Source organism: Chitinibacter sp. GC72, from assembly GCF_009760905.1.
Taxonomy (GTDB): Bacteria; Pseudomonadota; Gammaproteobacteria; order Burkholderiales; family Chitinibacteraceae; genus Chitinibacter.
In genome coordinates this window covers 39,314-62,044 of the sequence record NZ_VIRW01000014.1, presented here as the reverse complement: position 1 = coordinate 62,044, position 22,731 = coordinate 39,314, and the positions used below count along the sequence as shown (strand labels likewise).

Here is a 22,731-nt window from a genome sequence, read left to right as displayed (position 1 = left end):
GGGCACATACCCTGCACATCCAAATCAAAACTTATTCTGTCATGGGCAGCATCGCCGCCCACAACCTCACACACTTAGTCTTTCAACAAGGCATCGAGCTTGGCGACTTTTGGTTTGACCAACCAGAAGTAATCCACGGCTTCGTCAAAGTTCGCCAGCAGCTCAGCCGCTTTGCTAGAACCTGTCAGATCAGCGTGCGCTTTGATCTTGTCTTTCAAGAACGCACGAATCGCGCCATAAGCTTCGCCATTGATCAGATTGGTGTCGATCAATTCGTTGTTGTAGCGGTAAGCGAATTTCTGCGTTGGATCGTAAACCAGCGCAAAACCACCCGTCATACCCGCGCCGAAGTTGTAGCCGGTTTCACCCAGTACCACTACGCAGCCGCCAGTCATGTATTCACAACCATGGTCGCCCACGCCTTCAACAATCGCTGTCGCGCCAGAGTTACGTACCGCGAAGCGCTCGCCCGCCATACCCGCAGCGTACAACTCACCGCCGGTCGCACCGTAGAGACACGTGTTACCAACGATCGTTGCTTCGTGTGAAGCAAACTCGCTGCCTTTTGGTGGGTAGATCACGACTTTACCGCCGTTCATCCCTTTACCAACGTAGTCATTCGCATCACCTGCCAATTCGATCGTCAGACCTTTGGCATTCCAAACACCCAGCGATTGACCAGCCGAGCCGTTCAGTTTGATGTGCAATGAGCCATCTGGCAGACCCGCTGCGCCGTGCGCTTTAGCAATTTCGCCTGACAGACGCGCGCCGATCGAGCGGTGAATATTGCGTACATCGTATTCAAAGCTTTGCTTAGTACCGGCTTTGATCCCAGCCAATGCGTCACGCACCATTTCTTCAGCCAGCTCGCCTTTATCGAATGACGGGTTGCTTGCTTCAACGCAGAAACGTGGTACTGAATCTGGTGTGCTACCTTGGCTCAGCAAGGCGCTCATCGCGAGTTTTTTCTGTTTCTCAGTCGCGCCTTCGATCAAGCCGAGCAATTCAGTGCGGCCCACCAAATCTTCGAATTTGCGGATGCCCAAGGCAGCCATCAATTCGCGAGTTTCTTGCGCGATAAAGGTAAAGTAGTTCACGACCATTTCTGGCAAACCGATGAAGTACTTGCTACGCAGTTTGATTTCTTGCGTTGCAACGCCAGTCGCGCAGTTGTTCAAGTGGCAAATCCGCAGGAATTTACAACCCAGCGCCACCATCGGGCCAGTACCAAAGCCGAAGCTCTCAGCACCCATGATCGCCGCTTTCACAACGTCCATACCGGTTTTCAAACCACCGTCAGCCTGAACGCGTACACGGCCACGCAGACCATTGGCGCGCAATACTTGCTGCGCTTCAGTCAGACCCAATTCAAACGGTGAACCGGCATATTTAACCGATGCCAAAGGCGATGCAGCTGTACCGCCGTCGTAACCCGAAATCGTGATCAGGTCGGCATAGGCTTTCGCCACACCGGCAGCAATCGTACCGACGCCCGGCTCAGCAACCAGCTTGACCGAAACTAGGGCAGCAGGGTTGACCTGTTTCAAGTCAAAAATCAGTTGAGCCAAATCTTCGATCGAGTAAATATCGTGGTGCGGTGGTGGAGAAATCAGGCTAATGCCTGGTTTGCTGTGACGCAGTTTCGCGATCAATGGCGATACTTTGTCGCCTGGTAGCTGGCCACCTTCACCTGGTTTTGCACCTTGCGCTACTTTAATCTGCAGTACTTCAGCATTCACGAGGTAGTGCGGCGTCACGCCGAAACGACCTGACGCGACTTGCTTGATTTTCGACATGCGCGGCGTGCCGTAGCGAGCTTCGTCCTCACCACCTTCACCCGAGTTCGAGCGCGCGCCCAAACGGTGCATACCTTCAGCCAAGGCTTCGTGCGCTTCAGGGCTCAAGGCACCGAGCGACATACCCGCCGAGTCAAAGCGCTTCACGATGCTTTCGAGCGGCTCAACTTCATCAAGCGAGATTGATTTTGCAGGGTCGATTTGCAGCGCCATCAGGTCGCGCAACATCGCCACCGGGCGTTTGTTCACCAAGTCAGCGTATTGTTTGTAGGCTTTGTAATCGCTGTTTTGAACGGCCTTTTGCAGCGCCATCACCACGTCAGGGTTGTAAGCGTGGTATTCCTCGCCGAACACATACTTGAGCAAACCGCCTTGCGCCAATGGACGCATTGGGTTGAATGCCAGCTTGTTCAGTTTGGCTTGATCTTCTTGGAAATCAGCGAAGTTAGCACCAGAAATGCGCGATACCGTGCCGGTTAAGCACAGATCGATTACTTCTTCACCAATGCCCACGCCTTCAAACAACTGCGAGCCGCGATAAGAAGCAACGGTCGAAATACCCATTTTCGACAAGATCTTCATCAGACCTTTGTTGATACCTTTGCGGAAATTGTTCGCCGCTTTTTCGAGCGTTGACTCGATTTGACCCATCTCGATCAATTCTTTGATCGTCTGGTAAGCGAGGTAAGGAACAACTGCAGTCGCGCCGTAGCCGATCAAACACGCAAAGTGGTGCGGATCGCGCGTCGTTGCGGTTTCAACGATGATATTGGTTTTGCAACGCAAACCGGCATTGATCAGCGCATGGTGAACGGCGCCTACTGCAAACAGCGCGGGGATCGGCATGCGACCTTTGGCGATGTGCTTGTCCGACAGCACGACAATCACCGTGCCGTCTTTCACACTAGCAAGCACGTCAGCAGTCAATTTCTCGATCGCCGCTCTCAACGTCGTGCCGGCGTCAAAACAGATTTCAAAACGCGCTGATTTGAAGTCTGGGTCAGACTGGCCAACGATGGCGTCGAATTTATCGGTCGACAATACCGGCGACGTGACTTCCAAACGCTTCGCGTGGCTTGGGCCGTCTTCAAACAGATTACGTTCTGGACCAAAGCACGTGTTCAGCGACATCACAATCGCTTCACGGATCGGGTCGATCGGTGGATTCGTTACTTGCGCGAATTGCTGGCGCAGGTAATCAAATGGCGAACGTACTTTCTCGCTCAATACGGCCATTGGGGTGTCATCACCCATCGAGCCGATGGCTTCTTGGCCATCCGCAGCCAAGACGCGCAAGATTTGGTCGCGCTCTTCAAACGTCAACTGGAATTGTTTCTGGTAGGTCAACAACGTTGCCTTATCCATTTCTTCCAGTGGCTTGTTGTCTTCAGCCATTTCCAAGTGCGTTGCATGCTCTTTGAGCCACGCGCGGTAAGGCTGAGCTGATTTGAGGCTGTTATCGATGGTTTCGGTATCGATAAACTCGCCGGTTTTCAGGTTAACGGCAACAATTTGGCCTGGTTTAACACGGCCTTTTTTCACTACATCTTCAGGTTTGTAACCCCAAACGCCGATTTCCGATGCAATCGTGATGTGGCGATCTTTGGTGATCACATAACGCGCTGGGCGCAAGCCGTTACGGTCAAGCGCACAACCAGCGTAGTCACCAGCCGCCCAAACGATACCCGCTGGGCCATCCCATGGCTCCATGTGCAGCGAGTTGTATTCGTAGAACGCGCGCAGATCACGATCGTTCGAGTCTACGTTTTGCCAAGCAGGTGGCACCAACAGACGGAAGGCGCGGAATACGTCTACGCCGCCGAGCACCAAGCTTTCGAGCATATTGTCCAAACTCATCGAGTCTGAACCATTGGTTTGTACGATAGGGCGAATCGCGTCCATGTCGAGCTTATCGCTATCCATGATCGCTTCACGCGCTTTAGCCCACGCGCGGTTACCCGTCAGCGTGTTGATCTCGCCGTTGTGCGCGAGGAAACGGAATGGCTGAGCCAATTTCCATTGCGGCCAAGTATTGGTCGAGAAACGCTGGTGATAAACCGCCATGCTCGAACCAAAACGTTCGTCTTTCAGATCGAGGTAGAACACTGGCAGGTTTTCAGGCGTCACCAAGCCTTTGTATGACATCACGTACGGGTTCAGCGTCGGGATGTAGAAATCTTTGTCGCCGGCATTGGCTTTTTCGGCCAAGCGACGCGCTTGATAGAGTTTGCGGGCAAATTCGATTTCAGCCAAACCAGCTGGGGCATTAACGAAAATCTGTTTGATCGATGGCAATGAGGCCATTGCAGCTTCACCGAGCGCATCCAGATTCACTGGAACGTCACGTACACCTGCTACAGTCAAGCCTTGGCTTTCTACCGCAGCGACCAGATTTGCAATGGATTGCGCACAGGTATTGGCATCCAGACCAGCAAATACGAGGCCTGCAGTGAATTGCTCAGCCAGGGTATAGCCATTATCTTTAGCTACGGCTTGCAAGAAACCAGTCGGCTTGCGAAATAACAGACCACAGCCATCACCTGACTTGCCATCGGCCGCCACGGCACCGCGGTGAGTCAAACAGGCCAGAGAATTAATCGCAGTCGATACCAGCCAATGCGACGGTTTATCATCCATCTGCGCGATCAAACCGAAGCCGCAGCTATCTTGCTCGAACTGCGGGCGGTACAACGTGCCTTCTAACCAGCTTTGTCTATCCATCACAACGGAACCCTTAAAAGCCAAAAAACAAACCCACTAGGGATTGACCCTAGTCAAGCGAAAGGGCTTGATTCTAGCTTTTAAGGGTGCTAAACGCAACCCAAGACCCCGCCTGCTAGACAATCGGGGATATCCCTGAAAGCAAAAATTACCAAGGCTTCACGCCAAGTAAGCCAGATTTAAACGCATCTTAAAGTTCACCCCGCTCACAGCGCTCTTGTGCCGCATTCAAACGCCAAAACAGTCGCGCAGGCGATCGCTCTGTACATTGAAGAATTTGCAAAAAACGGACTGCATATCGCAATCAGCACTGCACATCGTCAGCGCCCGATCCGAAAGTCGCATACGCGCGGATTGATCTTATCTACGATGGAAATACAGAAAACAACTTGACGCAGGGGGTTAATATGCAAACCCACCAAATCACCATGGTATGCAGCTGTGCGGCCCTGAGTGCCTGCACCTCGCTCTTGCCGCATACTGAATCACAAAGCCGCGCCCCTTGGCCTGACTACCCAAGCGCCGAGCTGGCTTTTTCCCGCGTTGACACCGAAAAAACGACGCTCACACAACTACACGAGATGGGGATAGACCCGAAAAAGACGCCCAATATTCTGCTATTGAGCCATGCGGACTTGATGCGCAGACTGGCACTCAGCGGTGGGGGCGACCCCACTTTGCTTGCTCCGCAAATCCAGAATTGTATCAAGCAACCGACAGCCTGCTTTGCTTATGAAATCGAGCAGCGCAGCATAAACCGCCAGCGCGATGGCAATTTTCTGCTCGATTTTCTTGGTTTTAAACGCAGAACCGCCATCTCGGGCTGGCAATTTAACGCCATCTTTATCATTCAAGGTGATTTGGTCGTCTACAAGCTCTGGAGTGGCACGCCCAGCATTGAAAGTGTCGAACAGGAAACAACGCCGCTAGGACCTTTGCAAAACTTCAGCCCATCCATCTTTGGTTTTTAGGCAAGCGCACGAGACAAAGCCCGCATTTGCGGGCTCGGATTGATGACAAACCCCACTCGCGAAGCGAGGCTCCCCTCAAGGAGGGGACGGGAGGGGTGGGAATAAATCATAAAGGCTGCAAGTATAAGGCCTTATTTCTTAGGCTCGGCTTTGCCGAGACTTGAACATCCTGCCCTCTCCACTTTGTCAGCAGCCTAAGCCCGCATTTGCGGGCTTTGTACTAGCGTCGTTTCGACGCTTCACTACGCTCGATGGCAATCGCTATCAGATAATGCACCAGATCCCTATCGTGACCAATCACCTCAACACAGGCGTGGCGCAGGCGATCGACCAGGAATTTTTCCGGCGAATCAATCACGCGCTTAAAGCGGTTGTATTTGAATTTTGAATCACCAACGATTTCTTCCAGCTGCGCCAAACGCTCGGGCTGGTTATTGCGCAAGCGGTAGAGCTTGCTTTTGGCCGCCACTTTTCGGTCGTGATTCGGACGCAAGATAACGTGCCAGTCTGCGGGTACTTCGGGGTTTACTTGCTCGCTCATCTTTAATCCTTCGTCATCCAGCCAATTCAATTGGCCGATTATACGGATAATTACGGCGCGTGCCTTGGCAATAAAAAAACCGGCTGGATCGCCGGCTCTTTTGCCTGATCAAAAACCAGTCGTTTAGCGCGGCAAAGTACTGCTACCCATCAAGAACGCGTCCACTTCACGCGCAGCCTGACGGCCTTCGCGGATTGCCCACACCACCAGTGATTGGCCACGGCGTACATCCCCCGCCGCAAACACTTTTTTCACGCTGGTTTGGTAGCAACCCACGCCGTCCGTTGTCGCTTTGGCATTGCCACGCGCGTCTTTTTCCACACCGAAGCTATCGAGCAAACTCGCCACTGGATTGGTAAAACCCATTGCCAAGAACACCAAATCAGCTTTGAGCTCAAACTCGCTACCCACGATTGGCGTCGGCTTGCCGTCTTTCCATTCCAAACGCACCAGTTTCACCGCTTGCAGCACGCCATCAACACCTACGAATTCTTGCGTTTGCACCGCGAAATCGCGCTCTACGCCTTCTTCGTGGCTGCTCGACGTACGCAGTTTGACTGGCCAGTATGGCCACACGATGGATTTGTTTTCTTGCTCGGGCGGCATAGGCATCAGTTCAAGCTGAGTCACGCTCGCTGCGCCGTGGCGGTTGCTCGTACCCACGCAATCGCTCCCGGTATCACCACCACCGATTACGACAACATGCTTGTCCTTCGCATTGATCGGGTTCGCCGCGCCACCGACGTTTTGCTTGTTTTGCGCAATCAGCAATTCCAGCGCGAAATGCACGCCTTTGAGTTCACGACCCGGCACCGGCAAATCACGCGGCACTTCGGCACCACCGGCCAAAATCACCGCATCAAATTCAGCTTCCAACTCAGCAGGAGTAACGACCGTTTTAGCATCATTCACAATACCCTTAGGTATATCGTTAGAGCCAACTACGGTATTGGTCTTAAAGGCAATACCCTCAAACTGCATTTGCTCGACACGGCGATCAATCACTTCGGCTTCGAGTTTGAAATCCGGAATACCGTAGCGTAGCAAGCCACCGACCGCATCGTTTTTCTCAAACACCGTCACACTATGGCCGACGCGCGCGAGCTGCTGCGCAGCCGCCAGACCCGCAGGGCCAGAACCAACAATGGCAACCTTCTTGCCCGTTTTCAATTTGGCTGGCTGCGGCGTAATCCAGCCGTTTTTCCAGCCTTTGTCGATGATCGCGCGTTCGATTGATTTAATGCCCACGGGATCAGCATTAATACCCAAGGTACATGCGGCTTCACACGGAGCTGGACATACACGACCGGTAAATTCGGGGAAGTTATTCGTCGATAGCAGCACATTCAGCGCATTTTGCCAGTCTTGTTGGTAAACCAGATCGTTAAAATCTGGGATCACATTATTGACTGGGCAGCCGTTATTACAGAACGGGATACCGCAATCCATACAACGCGCGCCTTGCAGCTTGGCTGATGCGTCATCGAGCGCTGGAACAAATTCGCGGTAATGCTTTAGGCGTTGCGCAACGGGCTCGTAGCTGTCTTTTACGCGTTCGATTTCCAGAAAACCTGTTGGCTTACCCATTATGCGATCTCCTTCTGGGCAGTTTGTGCTTTAGCTACCGCCATTTCTTTCAATGCGCGGCGATATTCGTTCGGGAATACTTTGACAAACGCAGCGCGGCTCTCAGCCCAGTTCGCCAAGATCTCAGCGGCACGCACACTGCCAGTGAAGGCCGCGTGTTTTTCGATCAAGGCTTTCAGTTGAACTTCGTCGGCGACGCCATTGTGGAATGGTTGCTCTTGCGCTTCGCTGGCTACAACTTGCTCTAACGCCACTTGCGCCATATTGCAACGGCTCGCAAATACTCCTTCTGGATCGTAAACATAGGCAATACCACCCGACATACCCGCCGCAAAGTTGCGGCCTGTATTGCCCAGCACCACCACAGTACCACCGGTCATGTATTCGCAACCATGATCGCCCAAGCCTTCAACGACGGCCGTAGCGCCCGAATTACGCACCGCGAAACGCTCGCCACCGACACCGGCAAAGAACGCTTCACCGGCAATCGCGCCAAACAGCACGGTATTGCCGACGATGATGTTTTCCCATGTTTTGCCAACAAAGCTGGCGTCAGGGCGAATCACAATACGACCACCCGACAGGCCTTTACCAACGTAATCGTTGCCTTCGCCAGTCAGCGTAATTGTGATACCCCGGGCAAGGAATGCCCCGAAACTCTGACCAGCCGTGCCTTGCAGGGCAATACGTAGCGTATCTTCCGGTAAACCGGTATGGCCGTAACGGCGCGCCACTTCACCGGAGAGCATCGCACCAACGGTACGGTTGATGTTTTTGACGGCTAAGCTGATTTGCGTCACTTCACCACGCTCAAGCGCAGGTTTCGCTTGCGCAATCAATTCTTGGTCAAGTGCTTTGACCAAACCGTGATCTTGCGTTTCCGCATGCAGGCGAGCAACTTCGGCTGGCATCTTCGGTTGATAGAAGATCTTGCTGAAATCTAGGCCCTTGGCTTTCCAATGCTCAACGCCGGCTTGCTTATCGAGCAAGTCAGAGCGGCCGATCAAATCATCAAACTTGCGAATACCCATTTGCGCCATAATCTGGCGCGCTTCTTCAGCGACGAAGAAGAAGTAATTCACCACATGCTCAGGCTGGCCTGAGAATCGCTGACGCAATACGGGGTCTTGCGTTGCCACACCGACCGGGCAGGTATTGAGGTGACACTTGCGCATCATAATGCAGCCCTCAACGACCAGCGGCGCAGTCGCAAAACCAAACTCGTCAGCGCCGAGCAGTGCGCCGATCACCACATCGCGACCAGTTTTCATTTGGCCATCGACCTGCACGCGAATCCGGCCGCGCAATTTATTCAGCACCAGCGTTTGCTGCGTTTCTGCCAAGCCCAATTCCCAAGGGCCGCCGGCGTGTTTAATCGACGATTGTGGCGAAGCACCCGTTCCGCCGTCGTGACCGGCGATCACCAAGTGATCGGCTTTGGCTTTCGATACACCCGCCGCTACCGTGCCAACACCGACTTCGGCAACGAGCTTGACTGAAATTGAGGCAACTGGGTTGACGTTTTTCAGATCGTGAATCAGCTGCGCCAAATCTTCGATCGAGTAAATATCGTGGTGCGGCGGCGGCGAAATCAGGCCTACACCTGGCACCGAGTGACGTAATTTACCGATGTATTCCGAAACCTTATGGCCAGGCAGCTGACCACCCTCACCCGGTTTCGCGCCTTGCGCCATCTTGATCTGGATTTGATCGGCATTGACGAGGTATTCAGTCGTCACACCAAAACGGCCCGACGCCACCTGCTTGATCGCCGAGCGCAGGCTATCGCCTTCTTTAAACGTATAGTCGCGCTCAATGCGGTTTTTACCGATCACTTCGGATAGCGTTTGGCCCGCTTTCAATGGCTTAAAGCGCGTCGCGTCTTCACCGCCTTCACCGGTATTGGATTTACCGCCAATGCGGTTCATCGCAATTGCCAGCGTTGAGTGCGCTTCGGTCGAGATCGAGCCGAGTGACATTGCACCAGTCGCAAAGCGTTTGACGATTTCGGCTGCCGATTCCACTTCTTCCAAAGGTACTGGCGCGCCTGCGGGTTTAATCTCGAACAAACCGCGCAGCGTTAAGTGGCGTTTGCTTTGATCATTAATCAGCGCGGCGTACTCTTTGTACGTTGAGTACGAATTGCTGCGCGTTGCGTGCTGCAATTTGGCGATCGAATCTGGCGTCCACAAGTGGTCTTCGCCACGGATACGGAAGGCATATTCGCCGCCAGCGTCGAGCATATTCGCTAGCACTGGGTCTGCGCCAAATGCTGCGGTATGCAAGCGCACCGCTTCTTCAGCGACTTCGAACAGGCCAATACCTTCAACATTGCTGGCCGTGCCAGTGAAGTATTTCTTCACAAATGATTTTTGCAGGCCAATCGCCTCAAAAATCTGCGCGCCGGTGTACGACATATAGGTCGAAATACCCATCTTCGACATCACTTTCAGCAAGCCTTTGCCGACGCCTTTGATAAAGTTTTTCTGGTATTTGCTAGCAAGTTCAGCATCGCCCTCGGCAAAGTCGGCCAAGGTCGCGAGCGTTAGGTATGGATACACCGCTTCCGCGCCATAACCACCGAGCAGCGCAAAATGGTGCGTCTCACGCGCCGAACCAGTTTCAACCACCAAGCCGGTGCTAGTACGCAAGCCACGTTTAACCAAGTGCTGGTGTACGGCTGAGGTTGCCAGCAGCGCAGGAATTGCCACATGCTCTTTATCCATCTGGCGATCCGACACGATCAGGATATTGGCGCCAGATTTGACCGCGTCTTCCGCCTCGGCCACGAGCGATGCTAAACGCGCTTCAACACCATTTTTGCCCCAAGCCGCTGGGTAGCAAATATCGAGTTCGTGCGAGTAGAACTTGCCGCTGGTGTACTGACCAATATTGCGGATTTTTTCAAACTGCTTGCTGTTTAAAATCGGCTGCGCCACTTCCAGACGAATCGGCGGGTTGATATCGGTCGTGCCCAGCAGATTGGGTTTCGGGCCGATGAAAGACACCAGCGACATCACCATATCTTCGCGGATCGGGTCGATCGGTGGGTTGGTCACCTGCGCAAACAACTGCTTGAAGTAGTTGTACAGCGGCTTGTCTTTGCGCGACAGTACGGTCAACGCGGCGTCATTGCCCATCGAGCCGGTTGGCTCTTCACCACTCTTGGCCATCGGCTCGAGGATGAATTTAATGTCTTCTTGCGTGTAGCCAAACGCTTGCTGCAAATCGAGTAAATTACCGCTTGGCAATTGCGCTACAGCGTCTTCGGATTCGATGTCGTCCAATTTGACGCGAATTTTTTCGATCCACTCGCGGTACGGTTTAGCATTCGACAAACTGTCTTTCAGCTCTTTGTCGTCAATAATGCGGCCTTGCTCCAAGTCGATCAGGAACATTTTGCCTGGCTGCAAACGCCATTTTTTATTGATCCGCTCGTCCGCAATTGGCAACACGCCGGATTCAGACGCCATCACGACCAAATCGTCGTTGGTCACCAAGTAGCGCGCAGGACGCAAACCGTTACGATCGAGCGTCGCGCCAATTTGGCGACCATCAGTAAACGCCACTGCGGCAGGGCCATCCCATGGCTCCATCATCGCGGCGTGATATTCGTAGAAGGCGCGACGTTTTTCGTCCATTTCGCCGTTCTTTTCCCACGCTTCGGGGATCATCATCATCATCGCTTGCGCGAGTGAATAGCCGCCCATCACCAACAATTCGAGCGCATTATCAAACGAGGCTGAGTCAGACTGGTTTGGATAAATCAGCGGCCACACTTTATCAAGATCTTTGCCCAGCACTGGCGAAGAAATTGCACGTTCGCGGGCACGAATCCAGTTCACATTACCGCGCAGCGTGTTGATCTCGCCGTTGTGCGCGATATAGCGAAATGGATGCGCCAAATCCCACGTTGGGAAGGTATTGGTCGAGAAGCGCTGATGCACCAAGGCCAGCGCCGAGATACAGGCAGGGTCTTGCAGATCGAGGTAGTACTCGCCGACTTGATCAGCCAGCAGCAAGCCTTTGTAGTTCAGCGTACGCGCCGAGCAAGATGGAATGTAATACTCGCCGCCGTGCTTGAGTTTGAGCGCGCGAATCGCGTGTGAAGCGCGTTTGCGGATAATGTAGAGTTTGCGTTCTAGCGCATCGGTCACCAGCACATCATTGCCGCGACCAATAAACAACTGACGAATTACCGGCTCAGTCGCTTTGATCAGCGGCGACATCGGCATCTCGCGATTGACAGGCACATCGCGCCAGCCCAACACGACTTGTTTTTCAGCGCGGGCGGCGCGCTCGATTTCTTCTTCACAGGCTGCACGCGCAGCAGGCTCTTGCGGCAAGAAACACATCGCTACGCCATAATCACCCACTGGCGGCAATGCAATACCCTGCCCCTGCATTTCTCTGCGCAGCAAAGTATCAGGGATCTGGATCAAGATACCCGCACCATCCCCAGCAAGCGCATCCGCACCAACCGCGCCACGATGGTCGATGTTTTTTAAAATAAGCAAACCTTGCTCAATGATGCTGTGGCTCTTCTGGCCTTTGATATGAGCGACAAAGCCCACACCACAGGCGTCGTGTTCGTTGGCGGGATCGTACATCCCCTGCATCGTTTCCATGACTCATCCCTTTGAAAATCGCTCAAAAACCAAGTGCTTTTATGTCGCGGCTAGTTTGCCAGATTTAGGTGATTACCCGTACAAAACTTCCAGAAACCTTAATTTAAATCAGGCTCGGCCATTTTTTGCGGCGATCACACTCAGCTCGATTAGGCACAACTCCGCCAAATTACTGACATCTTCTGACAAGTTATTGGCCATGACAATTAATTGTTCATGTCTTATACAGATACAGGCTTGCAGCTTTCCTGCATGCCAGCGAAAGCGTGGGCGATGGTACAAAAAACCAACACCAGCCGCACAACGCAATTCGCCGTTGAGCACCCAACAGTAAATTAGAGAATACTAATTATGTTGCGCAAATAATTACAGGAGAGGGGATAGCGTGAAAACAGATCAAATTCGTCAGCTTGGCATCGGGATACTCAATCTGATCGCTGTAGCTTTGCTGGCATCAACATGGTGGCATGGCCTGATACTAGGGGCGATTATCCTGCTGCTCCTGCTGGCTTTCACTCCCGGCCCGGCCAAAGAAGAAGACATCGTCCGCATCGAGCCTGCCCCTGCGCCACCTATCCACAGTGATTTACCCCCCCTCATGGTCGATGTACTGCCGCTCTGGAAAAAAAACCTGTCCCTGGCTCGCTCGCAAAGTCAGGAAGCAATCGACTCGCTCGCCATGCGTTTTAGCAATATCAATCACGGGCTGAATGAAACATTGCAACTGGCCTCTGGCAGCAGTGGTGGTCAGGTCATCACGACCATCCAGAAGGCCGAACAGGGTTTGGGCGGGATTGTTTCGGCGCTGGAGCAAATATTGAAAGACAGGGAAACCCTGCTCAGTGAGATTGAAGGGTTGGGGCAATTCAATATCGAGCTCAAACAGATGGCCACGTCGGTTGCAGAGATTGCCGCGCAAACCAATTTGCTGGCGCTCAATGCCGCCATTGAGGCCGCCCGCGCCGGCGAGGCTGGACGCGGGTTTGCGGTGGTCGCCGATGAAGTACGCAAGCTCTCGACCCAATCAGGCGAAACCGGCAAGCACATCAGTAGCAAAGTTGAATCGATCAACGCCACCATTCAGGGCGCACTGGCTTCGGCGCAAAGGCTCTCGCACAGTGAAGCACAAATGATAGGCAACTCCAAAACAACGATCAGCGAAGTGATTACCGACTTTCATCAGGTGGCCGTCGAGCTGGGCACCACCATCGAGCAGCTCACCAACGAAGGGCGCGCTGTTGAACATGAAGTGCAGGATGTCATTATCAATCTGCAGTTTCAGGATCGCGTTAGCCAGATTATGGATCACATCGAACGCGATATTGAAAAACTGGCCGATCTACTGGCACGCCAGCAGGCGCTACCCGATCGCCAGCAATGGCTGAACGAGCTGCATAAAACCTACACCACCAGCGAGCAACGCCAGGCACATACCGGGCAAAAAGCCGCAGCTACCACCACTTCTATCGACTTTTTCTAACCTCGCCACTTATTCAGGAATAGCGAACATGGCCAAGACCATTCTTATTGTTGACGATTCATTCAGCATGCGACAAACCGTCAGTATCGCGCTCAAGGGCGCGGGTTACGAGGTAGTAGAAGCCAGCGATGGCAAAGATGCACTAAGCAAACTGGATGGCCGCAAATACAATCTGATCATCTCCGATGTCAATATGCCCAATATGGATGGCATCAGCTTTGTCAAAGCAGCCAAGCTGCTCCCCAATTACAAATTCACGCCCATCATCATGCTCACCACCGAGGGTGACGACAGCAAGAAGCAGGAAGGCAAAGCGGCTGGCGTACGCGCCTGGGTACTCAAACCTTTTCAGCCCCCGGCGCTGCTCGACGCCATCTCCAAGCTCATCATGGCTTAATGGGTATATTCATACAGGCCAATAATAATAAGCCATAGCGACATATACCCATAGGAGCGAGAATGAGTACGCCATCCAGCCCGCCCCCAGAAACGGCCGCTATCCAGGCCAATCACAGTCTGACCATTTTTGAAGCGGCAGAGCAAAAAAGCACGCTGCTTACTGCGCTCTCAAATAGCAGCAAGAGCCTGGAGGTCAATCTTTCCGGTGTTGATGACATTGACAGCACCGGCATCCAGCTCTTGCTCTTTCTCAAACAGGAAGCGCAACGCCAGCAAAAGGCTGTGGTGTACACGCACCACAGCCCGACAGTACTAGGCGTCATTGAATTGCTCAATCTGGCAGCTCAACTGGGCGACCCCTTACTGATGCCCCGAGGAGAAACAGCATGAATCTGGACGCTGCTCGCGCAGCGCTGGTCGAAGAAGCGCGTGAACTCCTGGTCGCAATGGAAGATGCCCTGCTGCAAATCGAGGCCGGCACAGGTGGACCGGACGGCATTAACGCCATTTTTCGCGCCGCGCACACCATCAAAGGCTCGGCCGGCCTGTTTGCTTTTGACAATGTGGTCAGCTTTACGCATATCGTTGAAAGCGTGCTTGATCGGGTTCGCAATGGCAAGCTGGAAATCGACGAGGCCATGCTCTCGCTGCTGCTGAAATCGGGCGACTATATCGCGACACTCGTCGACGCCATCGAGCGCAATACCGAACAGGAAGAACCCAATCCGGCACTGCGCTCGAAGCTGGAAGCCGAGCTTAAAAGTTATCTGGATACGTCCTCCGTAGCACAGACCGCACTGGAAGCCGCAGAGCCAGAACCTGCCGCCCAGCTGGAAATCGACGAAGGTGAGCGTGTTAGTAGCGACAACTGGCATCTGTCCTTACGATTTAATGAAGATGTCCTGCGCCAAGGGCTCGACCCGCTGTCATTTATCCGCTACCTGTGTACGCTGGGCCGGATTGTTCATTTGCACACCATCAGCGAGCCAATTCCCGCCGCCGAGCATTACGACGCGGAAAGCAGCTATCTAGGTTACGAAATCGACTTCGAATCGGACGCAAGCCGCAGCCAGATCGAGGGTGTCTTTGAATTTGTCCGCGAAGAGAGCCAGATTCGCATTTTGCCGCCGCACAGCAAAATTGATGAATACATCCAGCTGATCGAAAGCCTGGCCGAGCCTGCCGGGCGGCTGGGTGAAATCCTGATTCATGGCGGCGCGCTCAGTGAAAGCGAGCTGGAACGGGTACTCAATCAGCAGCAGGAGCAAGACAGGCCTCCGCCACTCGGCACCATGCTGGTCGAGCAGCAAATGGTGCCGCCCAATGTGGTCTCAGCTGCGTTGAGCAAGCAAAAACAAAGCGAAGAAAAACGCAGCCACGAGCAGAAGTTCATCAAGGTTGAAGTTGGCAAGCTCGATCAGCTAATCGATCTGGTTGGCGAGCTGGTCATTGCTGGCGCGGGCGCCAATCTGGTTGCCAAGCAAAAATCCGTCAATGCCTTTGAAGAAGCGGCGCAATCGGTATCGGTGCTGGTTGAGCAAATTCGCGACGCGGCACTCACCTTGCGCATGGTGCCGATTGGCGAAGTCTTCCAGCGCTTTCCCCGTGTAGTGCGCGAGGTGTCGCGCGATCTGGGCAAAGAAATCGAGCTGGTTATTACCGGAGCAGAAACCGAGTTGGATAAATCCATGGTCGAAAAATTGTCCGACCCATTGATGCATATTGTGCGCAACGCCATGGATCACGGGCTGGAATCAACCGAGGACCGTATTTTGCTGGGCAAACCTTCGTGCGGAATTATGCGGCTCAATGCCTTTCATGACTCAGGCAGCATCGTGATTGAAGTCTCGGACGATGGTCGCGGGCTAAATCGCGAACGCATACTGGCCAAAGCCATCGAACGCGGCCTGATTAGTGCCGAGCAGCACTTGTCGGACAACGAAATCTATCGCCTGATTTTCGAGCCGGGTTTTTCTACCGCAGAAAAAGTCACCAATCTATCCGGTCGTGGCGTCGGGATGGACGTTGTCAAAAAGAATATCGAGGCGCTCCGGGGCGAAGTGGAAGTCGATAGCACGCCAGAGCACGGCGCAACCATCCGCATCCGGCTACCGCTGACACTGGCGATCATTGATGGCTTCCAGGTCATGGTGCATGGCTCGGTCTATGTGATTCCGCTGGAGATGGTAATCGAATGTGTGGATCTGGTGCATCAGGACTACCGGCACAACATCATCAAATTGCGCGGTGAACCTCTGCCCTTTATCCGCCTGCGCTCGCTATTTGGCCACCCGCCTTCGGCGGCACAACAAAGGGAGAGCTTGGTCGTTGTGCAATACGGCTCACAAAGGGCAGGACTGGTCGTCGATCAGCTACTGGGCGAATTTCAGGCTGTAATCAAACCACTGGGGCTGTTATTTCAACAGATGAAGGGCATTGGTGGTTCAACCATTCTGGGTAACGGACAAGTCTCGCTGATTCTGGATATACCACATCTGATCCATATGACCAGCCAGCGGGAAATGCCACCAATGCTCGCGACTAGCCGCTCCGAATTATCAGAAAAAATCAATCATTAGAATTCAAAACATTTGTGGGGGAATTGAACATGCAATGGTTTTATCAGCTACGCCTTAATACGAAACTGGTCAGTACGTTTTTAATCGTTGCCGCACTTACACTGATTTTGGGTGCCTATGCATATATGCAGATCGACAAAATGAGCGGAATGCTCAGCTCGACCTACAACGACCGCCTGATTCCGATTCGCGATCTGGGAGAAATTAAAAGCTATCAGATTCAAAACTACCGCCGAATTTATGTTGCGGTGGCACTGAATGACGCAGACTCAATTACCGATCAGAAAGAAAAAATTGCAATCGACAAGAAAAGTAGTGAAACGCTGTTTGCCAGTTACAAAAAGACACTACTGACTGCTGAAGAAGCACAACTGATTGCTGTTTTTGAGCAACAATACAGCAAGGTAAATGCTGCCACAGATAAAACACTAGAGTTACTGGCAGCAGGGCAGCATGCGGAAGCAATCCATCTGATGCGCTCAGAAACCAAACCCCAGTTTGATCAGATGCTGGTGACGCTACAAAGCCTGATCAAAATTAACACCGATGTGGCCGATCAGACCAACAAAGCCAGTGAAGAAATTACCGCTAGCATCAGCAAAACCATGATCATTATGATGCTGTGCGCCTTTGCGCTGGCCATCATAATCGGGCTGTGGATTACCCGCCTGATTGTTAAACAGATAGGTGGCGAGCCTGCTCTGGTCGTCGATACTTTGAAGAAAATCTCGGAAGGCGATTTAACGGTGCAAATCGAGCTGCGCCCGAACGATCAAAGCAGCTTACTTTTCAATACCCAGCAAATGGTCAGCAAGCTCACCAGCGTGATGGGTGAAGTCAGCGATACGGCCAATGCACTCGCGTCAGCTTCGGAAGAAGTTTCTGCCTCGGCGCAATCGCTGAGCCAGAACGCCTCCGAGCAGGCGGCCAGCGTGGAGCAAACCAGCGCGGCAGTCGAAGAGATTTCTTCAACCGTTTCACAAAACTCGGACAACGCCCGCGTCACCGATAGCATGGCGAGCAAATCATCTAGCGATGCCGTCGAAGGCGGTGAAGCCGTCAAAGAAACCGTGGCGGCCATGCGGCAAATTGCCAAGAAAATCGGCATTGTTGACGACATCGCCTATCAGACCAATCTGCTGGCGCTCAATGCCGCCATTGAGGCTGCGCGCGCTGGCGAGCACGGCAAAGGTTTTGCGGTGGTCGCCGCCGAAGTGCGCAAGCTGGCCGAGCGCAGCCAGGTTGCCGCACAGGAGATTTCCGAAGTGGCCAGCAGCAGCGTCACTCTGGCCGAAAGAGCCGGCTCACTACTGGATCAAATGGTACCGGCAATTCGCAAAACGGCCGATCTGGTGCAGGAAATCAGCGCAGCATCGCGCGAACAAACCAATGGTCTGGATCAAATCAATTCCGCCGTTGGGCAGCTGGCCAATACCACACAGATGAATGCCGCAGCCTCGGAGCAACTCTCATCCACCTCGGAAGAAATGAGTGCCCAAGCCATCCAGTTGCAGGAAATGATTCGCTTTTTCCGCCTGAACAATGCCGTACACAAGCGGGTATTGCCATCCAAACTGAACGTAACTCGCAGCAGCGTTGGCGGAGGCCGGGTTTCCATGCTGGACTCTGGTCATGACGCAGTGGATGAAGCGAATTTCTCGCGCTTTTGATTGGAGAGCATGATGGGCAGCTTACTGACGCAAAGCATGGCAAGAACCACAGTCCGTGCCGAAGAAACACCGCAGGGCAAACAATTTCTGACTTTGACGCTGGGCGGCGAAATCTTTGCCATCCCGATCGAGAATATTCGCGAAATTATCGAGTTTTCCGGCCTGACCGAAATCCCGCTGATGCCTGATTTTCTGCGCGGCGTGATTAATTTGCGCGGCTCGGTGGTACCGGTGATCGATCTGGCGGCGCGCTTTGGCCGCAGCAATACACAGATTTCCCGCCGTACCTGCATCGTCATTCTGGAAGTCAGTCAGGAAGACAATGTGCTGGCGCTAGGGGTCATGGTTGATGCAGTCAATGAAGTGCTGAGTATCGAGCCCAGCCAGATCGAACCTGCGCCCAATTTTGGCGCGCAGATCCGCGCCGATTTTATTGATGGCATGATCAGTCTGGGTGAGCGCTTTGTGATTGCGCTCGATATCCAGCGTGTGCTGGCCGTCGACGAAATGTCGAGCCTGATCGGATTGGCGGGCAGCTCGTCAACCGAAAATGCGGTGATTGCTACATGATTTTAAGCCCGATGAAAACAACGCGCCAAACCGCCAAAGTAGCAACAAACCTGCAAAGCCTTGATGTAAGCGATGCTGAAATGGCGCTTTTCCGTGATTTTTTCCAGCAAAAAATCGGCATTTATCTTAGTAGCAGTAAAAAGTCATTGCTCACCAGCAGGCTGGCATCGCGGATTCACGAACTGGCGCTACCCAGCTTGCGCGCTTACCACGAATTTCTGCTCAGCCCAGGTCAAGAGGCCGAGCAGCAAAGAGCGATTGATCTGATCACCACCAATGAAACTTACTTTTTTCGCGAAGAGGAGCATTTCAGGTATCTAGCTCAGCATATTCTGCCGCGCAAAGCCGCCCAGAACGAGTTTCGCATCTGGTCTGCCGCCAGCTCAACCGGTGAAGAGGCCTACTCGATTGCCATGCTGTTGCACGCCCAGCGCAATCCGCAGCCTTGGCATATCGAGGCCTCGGACATCAGCACCCGTGTTCTGTCTTACGCCAAACGTGGGCTTTACCCTTTGCACCGGGGACAGAAAATCCCGCCGGACTACCTGAAAAACTACTGCCTGCGCGGTAGCGATGCCTATGAAGGACATTTGCTGGTACAGCAGGCAATACGGGAGAGCGTGCATTTTTCGCAGAAAAACCTGCTCAATCTGCCCAAAAGCACGGGTTTGTTTGATGTGATCTTTCTGCGTAACGTCCTGATCTACTTTGACCCGCCCACCAAGGCACAGGTGATTCAGAATGTTTGTCGGCACCTCAAGCCCGGCGGCTGGCTGTTTATTGGTCATGCGGAAACGCTCAATGGTCTGGATGGTAATCTGAAGCTCAAGGCATGCGGCCCTTCCATCTATCAGATCGGACCATGAGCGCGCGTCGGCTGATCTTGAACGTGGGTGATTGGTATCTGGGTCGGGAGTATGACTTTATTGAAACGCTGCTCGGCTCTTGCGTTGCCGTCACGTTCTGGCACCCGCAAGCCCGACTGGGCGGTATGTGCCACTACCTGCTGCCCCGTCGCCCAGAGGAGCACAGCAGACAAATCACAGACACAAGGTACGGCGATGATACATTGCAACTCATGCTAAAACGGATCAAAGAGCTGGGTTTGCGCTACACCGATTTTGAAATCCAGCTCTACGGCGGTGGCCGCATTTTCCTAGCAGAACCGGCTAAAGAATCGATAGGACGGCAGAACACACAATTTGCACTGGATTATTTTAAACAACTAAAGCTGGGTATTGCCCGCAAAGACATTAATGGCAATGGCTACAGATATATACGCCTAGATGTATACAAGGGAACAATAGACATGCTGCGCGACAAGAAATTACTGGGCGCAAGCTAGGCAGCCGCCAAAGAGCCAGAACAATGAAACCGCATTTACGCCGCCCCGGCCTGCTCACCAGTACTCAGCAAAACAAAAAAACATCGCCCACAAAGAGGCTCAGCCATGACTATCAAAGTATTGATCGTAGACGACTCATCGGTGGTGCGTCAGGTCATGCAGGACTTATTGCTCAAGCATCGTGATATTGAAGTGATCGGCACGGCACCCGACCCGATTTTTGCCATGAGCAAAATGCAGAACCAGTGGCCCGACGTCATCTTGCTGGATATTGAAATGCCCCGGATGGACGGCATTACCTTTTTAAAGCAAATCATGAGCACCCGGCCAACACCGGTGGTGATTTGCTCAACGCTCACTGAGCGCGGAGCCGACATTACCATTGAGGCGATGGCCGCCGGCGCGATCAGCATCATTACCAAGCCCACGCTGGGCTTGCGCGATTTTCTGCAGGAAAGCGCCAACCAACTCACCTCGGCCATTCGCGAAGCAGCAATGGCCAAAGTAGGCATTGCACGCGCTCGCCCCAGCACCAGCGCAATCAGCCAGGAAAGAATGAACGCCCCCAAGCTGACTGCCGACGCGATTATGGACGCACCAGTGAGCAGCCAGCATTTGCCCACCACCGAAAAGATTATTGCTCTGGGCACTTCAACCGGTGGCACGCAAGCACTGGAGCTGGTTCTAACCGCCCTGCCAGCCACTTGCCCGGGCCTAGTTATCGTTCAGCATATGCCGGAAAAATTCACGCAAAGCTTTGCCAATCGCCTCAACAGCCTGTGCGCAATTGAAGTCTTTGAAGCCAAAAACAACGACCGGATTGTGCCCGGCCGCGCCCTGATCGCCCCCGGCGGCAAGCATATGCTGGTCAAGCGCAGCGGCGCGCAGTATTACGTCGAGGTGATCGATGGCCCGCTGGTATCGCGCCATCGCCCCTCGGTTGATGTGCTGTTTCGCTCGGTGGCCAAAAACGCAGGTAGAAATGCCATTGGCATCATCATGACCGGCATGGGCGATGATGGCGCACGCGGGATTAAGGAAATGCACAACACCGGCGCAGTCACGTATGCGCAGGATGAAGCCAGCTGCGTGGTATTTGGCATGCCCAAAGAAGCCATTGCACTAGGCGGCATCAAGCAGGTTGTCAGCCTAGACAAAATTTCACAGGTTATTGAGCAATATGGCCGCTAACAACGAGTTGTTGAGCAAAAGCATTCTGATCGTCGACGACAGCCCGCTACAGCGCAGCTTTGCCGTCGAAATGTGTCAGAAGCTGGGTATTCGTTTGATTTTTCAGGCGGGCAACGGCCTTGAGGCGCTCGAACTACTGGCGCTATTGAAAAAACAACCCGACATCATGATGGTTGATCTGGAAATGCCGGACATGGATGGTGTCGAGCTGATCCAGAAATTGCAGGAATTACACTACCAGATTCCGCTGATTATCGCGTCAAGCCGGGAAGAAAGCCTGATTAGCAGCGTGAGCACCATGATTACCGCGCTGGGGCAGCCCTTGCTGGGCAGCCTGAAAAAACCAATCAATCCAGCGCAATTACTCGCCAGCTTTAATGGTTTGAGCCAGCTTCAACGACAACCGCATCACAAGCATTCGCCGATCACCGCACAGCTTCGGCAGGAAGATCTGATCGAAGCGATCGCACACGGCCAGATCGTTCCTTTTTTTCAGCCCAAAGTCGATATTGCCACCGGGCTGATCAAGGGGGTTGAAGCGCTGGCGCGCTGGCAGCACCCGGAGCTGGGCTTGATTCCACCGGATTTTTTTATTCCGCTGGCAGAAAAGTCCGATCAGATTATCCGTCTGCTCACGCTGGCGATTGCCGAACAAACCATCCGGCAATGCGCAGCCTGGAATAAACGCAGCCTGCATTTAAGCTACGCCATCAATCTGTCGCCGCGCCTGCTCAGTTCGATCAATTTTTTCCAGGAAATCACCAAAATCCCGGCACTGCACGGGATTTCAAACGAACAGATTACCTGGGAAGTCACCGAAAGCTCGGTCGTCAACAATCTGGCCGCCGCACTGGGCACCCTGGCCAGACTCAGGCTCAAAGGCTTTGGCCTGTCGATTGACGACTACGGCACCGGTTTTTCATCCATGCAGCAATTGGCGCGTATCCCGTTTACCGAGCTCAAAATTGACCGCTCGTTTGTCAATGGCGCTTGCCAGCAGCAAAACCTGTCGATCATTTTGCAATCGGCCATCGACATGGCGAACCGGCTGGGCATGTCAACCGTCGCCGAAGGCGTTGAAACGCTGGAAGACTGGCGCTTATTGCAACAGTTTGGCTGCGAAATTGCCCAAGGCTACTTTATTGCCAAACCTATGCCGGCCGCGGAATTGTTTACCTGGCTCAAGGGCCACAATCAACGCCTCTCTGAGTTGAGAGCGCCAAACCATATCGGCAAATCCGCCTAGTCAGGCT

General features: G+C 53.3%; 15 protein-coding genes. 11 read left to right on the top strand and 4 right to left on the bottom strand.

Annotated features, from left to right (window positions below; all coding sequences use genetic code 11):
• Positions 1-74: 74 nt before the first annotated feature.
• Complete coding sequence (gene gltB / locus FLS37_RS11930; RefSeq protein ID WP_157670187.1) at positions 75-4,517, bottom strand: glutamate synthase large subunit; 4,443 nt, start codon at positions 4,515-4,517, stop codon at positions 75-77.
• 407 nt (positions 4,518-4,924) lie between these two features.
• Between gltB (FLS37_RS11930) and FLS37_RS11925 the strand changes: the two genes are divergently transcribed.
• Positions 4,925-5,488, top strand: coding sequence for a hypothetical protein (locus FLS37_RS11925; RefSeq protein ID WP_157670171.1), 564 nt, complete (start codon positions 4,925-4,927; stop codon positions 5,486-5,488).
• 220 nt (positions 5,489-5,708) lie between these two features.
• On the opposite strand, the gene FLS37_RS11920 is transcribed toward FLS37_RS11925, so the two are convergent.
• The 3 genes from FLS37_RS11920 to gltB (FLS37_RS11910) form a co-directional block, all read right to left on the bottom strand.
• Positions 5,709-6,029, bottom strand: coding sequence for a hypothetical protein (locus FLS37_RS11920; RefSeq protein ID WP_157670170.1), 321 nt, complete (start codon positions 6,027-6,029; stop codon positions 5,709-5,711).
• A 123-nt stretch (positions 6,030-6,152) separates the two neighbouring features.
• Entirely contained in the window at positions 6,153-7,616 is a 1,464-nt protein-coding gene (locus tag FLS37_RS11915; RefSeq protein WP_157670169.1) for a glutamate synthase subunit beta, read from the bottom strand.
• Positions 7,616-12,244, bottom strand: a complete 4,629-nt coding sequence (gltB, locus tag FLS37_RS11910; protein WP_157670168.1) for a glutamate synthase large subunit — start codon at positions 12,242-12,244, stop codon at positions 7,616-7,618. The genes FLS37_RS11915 and gltB (FLS37_RS11910) overlap by 1 nt, the downstream gene beginning before the upstream one ends.
• Positions 12,245-12,629: 385 nt before the next feature.
• On the opposite strand from gltB (FLS37_RS11910), the gene FLS37_RS16910 reads away from it, so the two are divergent.
• The 10 genes from FLS37_RS16910 (at position 12,630) to FLS37_RS11860 (ending at position 22,724) form a co-directional block, all read left to right on the top strand.
• On the top strand, positions 12,630-13,724 hold the full coding sequence (locus tag FLS37_RS16910) for a methyl-accepting chemotaxis protein (RefSeq protein WP_304487599.1): 1,095 nt from the start codon (positions 12,630-12,632) through the stop codon (positions 13,722-13,724).
• Between the two features lie 28 nt (positions 13,725-13,752).
• On the top strand, positions 13,753-14,121 hold the full coding sequence (locus FLS37_RS11900) for a response regulator (RefSeq protein ID WP_157670167.1): 369 nt from the start codon (positions 13,753-13,755) through the stop codon (positions 14,119-14,121).
• Positions 14,122-14,183: 62 nt separating this feature from the next.
• Complete coding sequence (locus FLS37_RS11895) at positions 14,184-14,513, top strand: lipid asymmetry maintenance protein MlaB (protein WP_157670166.1); 330 nt, start codon at positions 14,184-14,186, stop codon at positions 14,511-14,513.
• A complete protein-coding gene (locus tag FLS37_RS11890) occupies positions 14,510-16,702 on the top strand; it encodes a chemotaxis protein CheA (RefSeq protein WP_157670165.1) in 2,193 nt (730 codons plus the stop codon). Before FLS37_RS11895 ends, FLS37_RS11890 begins: the two co-directional genes overlap by 4 nt.
• A gap of 29 nt (positions 16,703-16,731) precedes the next feature.
• Positions 16,732-18,372: a methyl-accepting chemotaxis protein gene (locus tag FLS37_RS11885; RefSeq protein ID WP_232522585.1), complete on the top strand. Its 1,641-nt coding sequence runs from the start codon at positions 16,732-16,734 to the stop codon at positions 18,370-18,372.
• Between the two features lie 9 nt (positions 18,373-18,381).
• Positions 18,382-18,942, top strand: coding sequence for a chemotaxis protein CheW (locus FLS37_RS11880; protein ID WP_232522584.1), 561 nt, complete (start codon positions 18,382-18,384; stop codon positions 18,940-18,942).
• Positions 18,943-18,953: 11 nt separating this feature from the next.
• Entirely contained in the window at positions 18,954-19,808 is an 855-nt protein-coding gene (locus FLS37_RS11875; protein WP_157670164.1) for a protein-glutamate O-methyltransferase CheR, read from the top strand.
• Positions 19,805-20,287 (top strand): chemotaxis protein CheD, encoded by a 483-nt coding sequence (locus tag FLS37_RS11870; protein WP_157670163.1) that lies wholly within the window; start codon positions 19,805-19,807, stop codon positions 20,285-20,287. Before FLS37_RS11875 ends, FLS37_RS11870 begins: the two co-directional genes overlap by 4 nt.
• 105 nt (positions 20,288-20,392) lie before the next feature.
• A complete protein-coding gene (locus FLS37_RS11865; protein WP_157670162.1) occupies positions 20,393-21,478 on the top strand; it encodes a chemotaxis response regulator protein-glutamate methylesterase in 1,086 nt (361 codons plus the stop codon).
• The gene (locus FLS37_RS11860; protein ID WP_157670161.1) at positions 21,468-22,724 is read left to right on the top strand and encodes an EAL domain-containing protein; all 1,257 of its coding nucleotides are present in this window, start codon (positions 21,468-21,470) and stop codon (positions 22,722-22,724) included. The genes FLS37_RS11865 and FLS37_RS11860 overlap by 11 nt, the downstream gene beginning before the upstream one ends.
• The last annotated feature ends 7 nt before the right edge of the window (positions 22,725-22,731 follow it).

Coding starts and splice junctions, on each gene's coding strand:
- gltB (WP_157670187.1), bottom strand. CDS start 4,517: ATGGATAGACAAAGCTGGTTAGAAGGCACGTTGTACCGCCCGCAGTTC.
- FLS37_RS11925 (WP_157670171.1), top strand. CDS start 4,925: ATGCAAACCCACCAAATCACCATGGTATGCAGCTGTGCGGCCCTGAGT.
- FLS37_RS11920 (WP_157670170.1), bottom strand. CDS start 6,029: ATGAGCGAGCAAGTAAACCCCGAAGTACCCGCAGACTGGCACGTTATC.
- FLS37_RS11915 (WP_157670169.1), bottom strand. CDS start 7,616: ATGGGTAAGCCAACAGGTTTTCTGGAAATCGAACGCGTAAAAGACAGC.
- gltB (WP_157670168.1), bottom strand. CDS start 12,244: ATGGAAACGATGCAGGGGATGTACGATCCCGCCAACGAACACGACGCC.
- FLS37_RS11900 (WP_157670167.1), top strand. CDS start 13,753: ATGGCCAAGACCATTCTTATTGTTGACGATTCATTCAGCATGCGACAA.
- FLS37_RS11895 (WP_157670166.1), top strand. CDS start 14,184: ATGAGTACGCCATCCAGCCCGCCCCCAGAAACGGCCGCTATCCAGGCC.
- FLS37_RS11890 (WP_157670165.1), top strand. CDS start 14,510: ATGAATCTGGACGCTGCTCGCGCAGCGCTGGTCGAAGAAGCGCGTGAA.
- FLS37_RS11885 (WP_232522585.1), top strand. CDS start 16,732: ATGCAATGGTTTTATCAGCTACGCCTTAATACGAAACTGGTCAGTACG.
- FLS37_RS11880 (WP_232522584.1), top strand. CDS start 18,382: ATGATGGGCAGCTTACTGACGCAAAGCATGGCAAGAACCACAGTCCGT.
- FLS37_RS11875 (WP_157670164.1), top strand. CDS start 18,954: ATGAAAACAACGCGCCAAACCGCCAAAGTAGCAACAAACCTGCAAAGC.
- FLS37_RS11870 (WP_157670163.1), top strand. CDS start 19,805: ATGAGCGCGCGTCGGCTGATCTTGAACGTGGGTGATTGGTATCTGGGT.
- FLS37_RS11865 (WP_157670162.1), top strand. CDS start 20,393: ATGACTATCAAAGTATTGATCGTAGACGACTCATCGGTGGTGCGTCAG.
- FLS37_RS11860 (WP_157670161.1), top strand. CDS start 21,468: ATGGCCGCTAACAACGAGTTGTTGAGCAAAAGCATTCTGATCGTCGAC.